This is a genomic window from Priestia aryabhattai (genome assembly GCF_023715685.1).
Classification (GTDB): domain Bacteria; phylum Bacillota; class Bacilli; order Bacillales; family Bacillaceae_H; genus Priestia; species Priestia aryabhattai_B.
Window position 1 is genome coordinate 362,042 of record NZ_JAMBOQ010000005.1, and the last position, 6,176, is coordinate 368,217.

The following is a 6,176-nucleotide window of genomic DNA, read 5'->3' on the forward strand; positions in this document are numbered from 1 at the left end:
GGTTGAAGTGAGCAAATCAACAAACATTACGTGGCATGATGCTGGAATTACAAAAGAGGAAAGACGCGAGCAAAATAATCATCACAGTTTTGTATTATGGTTTACAGGTCTTTCGGGTTCAGGTAAATCTACCGTAGCAAACGCAGTGGCAAAAGCGCTTTTTGATAAAAATATTCGCAACTATGTATTAGATGGTGACAATGTTCGTTTCGGCTTAAATAAGAATCTAGGGTTTTCTGCTGAAGATCGTACAGAAAATATTCGCCGTATCGGTGAGGTTTCTAAGCTATTTGTAGACAGCGGTCAAGTGGTACTAACAGCATTTATTTCTCCATTCCAAGAGGATCGCGCTCAAGTGCGTGAGATCTTAGAGGGGAATGAATTTTTGGAAGTATACGTGGAGTGTCCGTTAGAAGAATGTGAAAAAAGAGATCCAAAAGGCCTTTACAAAAAAGCAAGAAGTGGAGAAATCCGTGATTTTACAGGAATTGATTCTCCGTATGAGTCACCGGCTAACCCTGAATTAACAATTAATACAAGCACACAGTCTGTAGAAGAATGTGTACAAACTGTTATTGAATATTTAGCTAACCGAAAATTTATCTAAATGACAGCGGACTTTGTCCGCTGTTCTAATTCAAATTAAAATGTGGGAGCACTGCGGAGACGTGGAAATGATGGAAGGGTGAAAGGCATTCATGGGGAAAGTATATCTAGTCGGTGCAGGACCAGGAGATCCAGATTTAATTACATTAAAAGGGTTGAAAGCAATTCAGCAAGCAGATGTTATCTTATATGATCGTTTAGTGAATAAGGACCTGCTGGAGTATGCTAAAAGTGATGCAGATATCATTTACTGCGGAAAGCTTCCGAACTACCATACTCTCAAGCAAGAAACAATCAACAACTTTTTAGTGAAATTCGCTAAAAAAGGAAAAATTGTAACGCGCTTAAAAGGCGGAGATCCATTTGTATTCGGACGCGGAGGGGAAGAAGCAGAAGCTCTCGTGCAACAGGGCATTTCATTTGAAATTGTTCCAGGAATTACATCAGGTATCGCAGCCGCTGCTTATGCAGGAATCCCTGTCACTCACCGGGAATACAGCGCAAGCTTTGCTTTTGTAGCAGGCCATCGTAAAGACAGTGAGCATGATGCAATCAAATGGGATAGCCTAGCCAAAGGTGTAGATACTCTTGCAATTTATATGGGGGTGCGGAACTTACCGTACATTTGCCAACAGTTAATGAAACATGGAAAAACTTCAGCTACGCCAATTGCATTGATTCACTGGGGAACATGTGCGGACCAGCGCACTGTAACTGGAACTCTTGGTACAATTGTTGATATTGTTAAAGAAAAACAAATTGAAAATCCAAGTATGATTATCGTTGGTGAAGTTGTAAATTTTCATGACCGATTAAATTGGTTTGAGAAGACTGGACAGCATTACTATTCGTATGCACAAGAAGCTTACTAAAGAGGTTGATTATATGGATGCAGTTTTATATGTTTGCCATGGCAGCCGCGTAAAAGAAGGCGCTGATCAGGCAGTTGCTTTTATTGAAAGATGTAAAAAAAATCTAGATGTACCGATTCAAGAAGTTTGTTTCCTAGAACTAGCTTCCCCTACTATTGAACAAGGATTTGAAGCATGTATTGAACAAGGTGCTACTCGTATTGCAATTGTGCCTCTTCTGTTATTAACAGCTGCGCATGCAAAGCATGATATACCCGAAGAAATACACCAAGTGTATGAACGTTATCCACAGGTAGAAGTGCTGTACGGAGAACCGTTCGGCGTGGACGAACGAATTGTTGATATCTTGGTAGAGAGAATCAATGAAACCAATGTGGATAAGCAAGAAGATTCGATGGTATTGTTGGTCGGCAGAGGAAGCAGTGATCCTGCTGTAAAAAAAGATTTTAACGAAATAGCTCAACTGCTAAAAGGTAAAGGAGCTTTTAAAGAAGTGAGCACATGCTATTTAGCTGCCGCTGCACCTAATTTAAAAGAAGGCCTACACCTTGCTAAACGAACTTCGTATAAGCAAGTATTCGTTCTTCCTTACCTTTTGTTTACCGGTATTTTAATGAACGAAATTAAGGAAGAATTGGAGCAGTTATCAACAGATGACCAGCAGTTTATCTTAGCCAACTACCTAGGTTATCATGATGGACTTGCACACATTTTAAGTCATCAAGTAAAAACGTTATTATTGAGTAAAGGAAATCAATACGATGTATACCGTTATGCTTGATTTAAAGGATCGTTCGGTCTTAGTAGTTGGAGGCGGAACAATCGCAACTCGTAGAATTAAAGGTTTTTTACAAGAAGGAGCAGCCATTACAGTGGTTGCTCCAACTGTTTCAGCTGAAATAAATGAGTGGGAAGCTAAAGATCAGCTACGTGTAAAAAGAAAAAAAGTAGAGGAAGAAGACTTACTGAATGTTTTTTTTATTGTTGTAGCTACAAATGATAAAGCTGTGAATAAGTTTGTTAAGCGGCATATTAAAAATGATCAGTTGGTTAATATGGCCAGCAGTTTTTCTGATGGAAATATTCAAATTCCTGCACAGTTTTCTAGAGGGAGATTATCGCTAGCAATATCCACAGATGGCGCTAGTCCTTTGTTGACAAAACGAATTAAAGAAGACTTATCTTCAAATTATGATGAGAGTTACACACAGTATACACAGTTTTTGTATGAATGCAGAGTTCTTATCCACAGATTGAATGTGTCAAAGAGCCGTAAACATGAGTTATTAACAGAAATTATCGATGATCAATACCGGCTGTCTCTAGTAAAACAGAGGGAATTTTTACAACAGATTGAAATGTATAAATAAAAAACGGCCAATTGGCCGTTTTTTATTTATACATTTTCAACTTCAATGCTACGAATACCGCTGATTTTTTGAATCTCGTAATACACTTCTGTAGTAGGGCGCTGGTTATTAACTGACACTTTCATACGTATATATAATTCATTGGTGTCTAAATCTTTGATTCGAATATTTTTTATCGTAATATTCTTTTCCCTAATGCTGTTAGTTGTATCAAAGATATTGTGCTTATCAGCCAGCTTGAGTTGAAGAATAAGCTCTTTCTCACGCAGTTGCCTAGGCCCTAGAATAGTAATAAGGAAGGGGAGAAGTTCAACGCTGATGATGAGCAGTACAACTCCGGTAATAGCTTCAGGATAAAACCCTGCGCCTACAGCAATGCCTATACCTGCTGCCCCCCAGATAATAGCCGCTGTTGTAAGCCCGGAGATGCTGTCATTTTCTTTTCGTAAAATGACACCCGCTCCTAAAAAACCAATTCCAGAAACAATTTGAGCAGCCAGACGAAGCGGGTCCATTGTGATATGATCACCTTTATTAAAAATTTGAGAAGACTCAATCGAAACAATCGTGAGTAAACAGCTAATAATGGAAATTACGAGAGATGTTTTTAAACCAACAGGCTTTCGTTTTAGTTCCCTTTCAATTCCAATAATAAGACCAAGTACAGCGGAAATACCTAATTTGAGCAACATTTCATTTTCCATTATTTTCACCTATTTCAATAGACATTGTTGTTTATATCTGTATGAAAGAAGAAAAACAGATATGTATCAGTATAGTAAACTTTTCTTCATAATGACAGGTGAAATTCAAAAAAATCTGATTATTTATAAAGCGCTACGATCTCTTCTTTTAATTTATATTTTTGAATCTTACCGGATGCCGTCATTGGAAAGTCGTCTATAAAATAAATATGTTCGGGAATTTTGAAATGAGCAAGCTTACCTTTGCAAAAGTCTTTGATTTCTTGAGCGGTAAGAAAAGAATTTTGCTTGAGTTTAATGCATGCAGCAACTCGTTCTCCATACTTTGGATCAGGAATACCGACAATTTGCACATCTTCTACCTCGGGTATTCTATATAAAAACTCTTCAATTTCTCTTGGGTAAATATTTTCTCCGCCTCTAATAATCATATCTTTTAGGCGTCCTGAAATTTTTACATAGCCATCTTTATCGATGGTAGCTAAATCTCCTGTATGTAGCCAGCCTTCTACAATTGTTTTTTCTGTTTCTTCCGGCATTTTATAATACCCTTTCATTGTTAAATATCCTTTTGCACAAAGTTCTCCTTGTTCTCCAAAAGAAGCTTGTTTACCTGTAACTGGATTAATAATTTGAATCTGTACATGATTATGAACTTTGCCAACCGTTTGTACTCGCCGCTCGATAGAATCTGTTGGAGTTGTTTGGGTGATTACAGGAGATGTTTCGGTTTGACCATAGGCGATGGTAATTTCGGTAATGCCCATTTCATTTATAACTCGCTTCATTACTTCCGCTGGACAATTAGAACCAGCCATGATTCCTGTGCGAAGAGTAGATAAATCATATTGTTTAAAATCAAGTGCATTTAATTCCGAAATAAACATAGTTGGTACACCGTGAAGAGCTGTACATTTTTCTTTCTCTACGGTGCGTAAAACAGAGGCAGGCTGAAATTCAATAATCGGTAGCATAGTAGCACCTACAGATACGCATGCTAGAACACCCAGCACACATCCAAAACAATGAAAGAAAGGAACTGGGATGCATAAACGGTCTTCGTTAGTCAGTTTCATAGACTGAGCAACTAAAAAGCCGTTATTTACTATATTATGGTGACTTAGCATAACTCCTTTTGGAAAACCTGTTGTTCCGGAAGTATATTGCATATTGATAACTTCATGGGTATGTAGGGATTGTTCATGCTTATCGAGAACCTCATTTGATACCATTAAGCTACTCATTAAAAACTCGTTCCAAGATGTATGTTCGCTTGATCCACTTAAGTTTATAAGATGTTTTAGTTTGGGAAGATTATGTTCAATACCGGTGATAATAGACGTATAAGAAGTGCTTTTAAATTCATCAATGAAAAATAGCGCTGTTGTATCAGAATGACTCAATACATACTCTAACTCAGAGGATTGATAACTTGTATTAAGGGTAACCAAAACAGCGCCTATTCTAGCCGCTGCGAATTGAAGAAGCAACCATTCCGGCACATTGGTAGCCCAGATAGCGATATGGTCGCCTTTTTTGAGACCGGTGGCTAGAAGTGCCTTTGCAACTCGAGAGGTTTCTTTATAAAACTCTGCGTACGTATAGCGAATATTTTGTTCAGAGTAGATAACCGCTTCTTGATGCCCAAACTTTTTTGTACTTTCTTTTAAAAGTTCTCCAACCGTTAATTCAAGCAATGGTTTCATTTGGTTTCCTCCTTGAATAATGTTAAAGTACATATGAAAGCGTTTTCTAAAAGTAGTTTATCAAATTTAAAGAAAGTGTTCTAAAAAATCATTCGACAAATTCCTTCACTTTCTACTGTAAATATGAAGAAGGGGAGTAACTGAGTTTATCGTATTGATTTCAATAAGTAAGTATACCGAATGCGAATATTGTAATAAAATAAAGAAATGTCTCCTTTTTATAAGAAGACAACGTAACATCATGTTAATAAAGAATTGTATAAAAATATGAGGTAAACAAACAAAAAATCATGCTGAATGCTGAAAGTGAAATAAATGAAACGCCGTTGACTTTGCCTTCTTTATTAGACATTTGAATTGATTCCCAATAAGCAAGTGAAATTAAGAGAATAGACATACAAAAAGACAAATAAAGTGCAGCTGCAATTAAGGTATCCAAGTGAACGCCTCCTTGGCGGATGATGATTTAATAGACATTATGCTAGTGTGGATCTAGATATGCTAGTATCTATTAATTGGCTAACGTTTCATTTGCAAGAAAATAGTTTTTGAAAATATATTAAAAAACTATTGCACAATAAAAGAAGGTGTGATATATTATTAAATGTCGCTAAGATGAACTGCTAAAGCAAATATCGAAGTGATAAACAAATAAAAAAACTTGTTGACAACTAGGTTGCAACTTGTTATGATAGTAAAGTCGCTTAAGGGCGGCGGTTGAACTTTGAAAACTGAACAAAGCGACAAACGTCAACGTTAATTTTTATTTTTTTAAATTGAGCAAGTCAAATATTTCTTCGGAGAGTTTGATCCTGGCTCAGGATGAACGCTGGCGGCGTGCCTAATACATGCAAGTCGAGCGAACTGATTAGAAGCTTGCTTCTATGACGTTAGCGGCGGACGGGTGAGTAACACGTG

The 6,176-nt window shown here is 37.2% G+C and carries 7 protein-coding genes and 1 rRNA gene; 5 read left to right on the forward strand and 3 right to left on the reverse strand.

What is annotated here, in order from left to right; all coding sequences use genetic code 11:
- Positions 1-7 precede the first annotated feature (7 nt).
- From cysC to M3225_RS22875, 4 genes are all read left to right on the forward strand, one after another.
- The gene (gene cysC, locus M3225_RS22860; RefSeq protein WP_014457932.1) at positions 8-607 is read left to right on the forward strand and encodes an adenylyl-sulfate kinase; all 600 of its coding nucleotides are present in this window, start codon (positions 8-10) and stop codon (positions 605-607) included.
- Between the two features lie 91 nt (positions 608-698).
- The gene (gene cobA, locus M3225_RS22865; RefSeq protein ID WP_251397765.1) at positions 699-1,478 is read left to right on the forward strand and encodes a uroporphyrinogen-III C-methyltransferase; all 780 of its coding nucleotides are present in this window, start codon (positions 699-701) and stop codon (positions 1,476-1,478) included.
- Between the two features lie 13 nt (positions 1,479-1,491).
- On the forward strand, positions 1,492-2,259 hold the full coding sequence (locus M3225_RS22870; protein ID WP_251397768.1) for a sirohydrochlorin chelatase: 768 nt from the start codon (positions 1,492-1,494) through the stop codon (positions 2,257-2,259).
- Positions 2,240-2,848 carry an NAD(P)-binding protein gene (locus M3225_RS22875; RefSeq protein ID WP_251397771.1) on the forward strand — a complete coding sequence of 203 codons (609 nt, stop codon included), beginning with the start codon at positions 2,240-2,242 and terminating at the stop codon, positions 2,846-2,848. Before M3225_RS22870 ends, M3225_RS22875 begins: the two co-directional genes overlap by 20 nt.
- Positions 2,849-2,874: 26 nt before the next feature.
- On the opposite strand, the gene M3225_RS22880 is transcribed toward M3225_RS22875, so the two are convergent.
- The 3 genes from M3225_RS22880 to M3225_RS22890 form a co-directional block, all read right to left on the reverse strand.
- Complete coding sequence (locus M3225_RS22880; RefSeq protein ID WP_013059577.1) at positions 2,875-3,552, reverse strand: MgtC/SapB family protein; 678 nt, start codon at positions 3,550-3,552, stop codon at positions 2,875-2,877.
- Positions 3,553-3,671: 119 nt separating this feature from the next.
- Positions 3,672-5,258, reverse strand: a complete 1,587-nt coding sequence (locus M3225_RS22885; protein WP_251397774.1) for an AMP-binding protein — start codon at positions 5,256-5,258, stop codon at positions 3,672-3,674.
- A gap of 244 nt (positions 5,259-5,502) precedes the next feature.
- Positions 5,503-5,697, reverse strand: coding sequence for a hypothetical protein (locus tag M3225_RS22890; RefSeq protein ID WP_251397777.1), 195 nt, complete (start codon positions 5,695-5,697; stop codon positions 5,503-5,505).
- A 355-nt stretch (positions 5,698-6,052) separates the two neighbouring features.
- Here M3225_RS22890 and M3225_RS22895 point away from each other — a divergent pair.
- Positions 6,053-6,176: ribosomal RNA gene (locus M3225_RS22895) — 16S ribosomal RNA — on the forward strand; the annotation flags it as partial.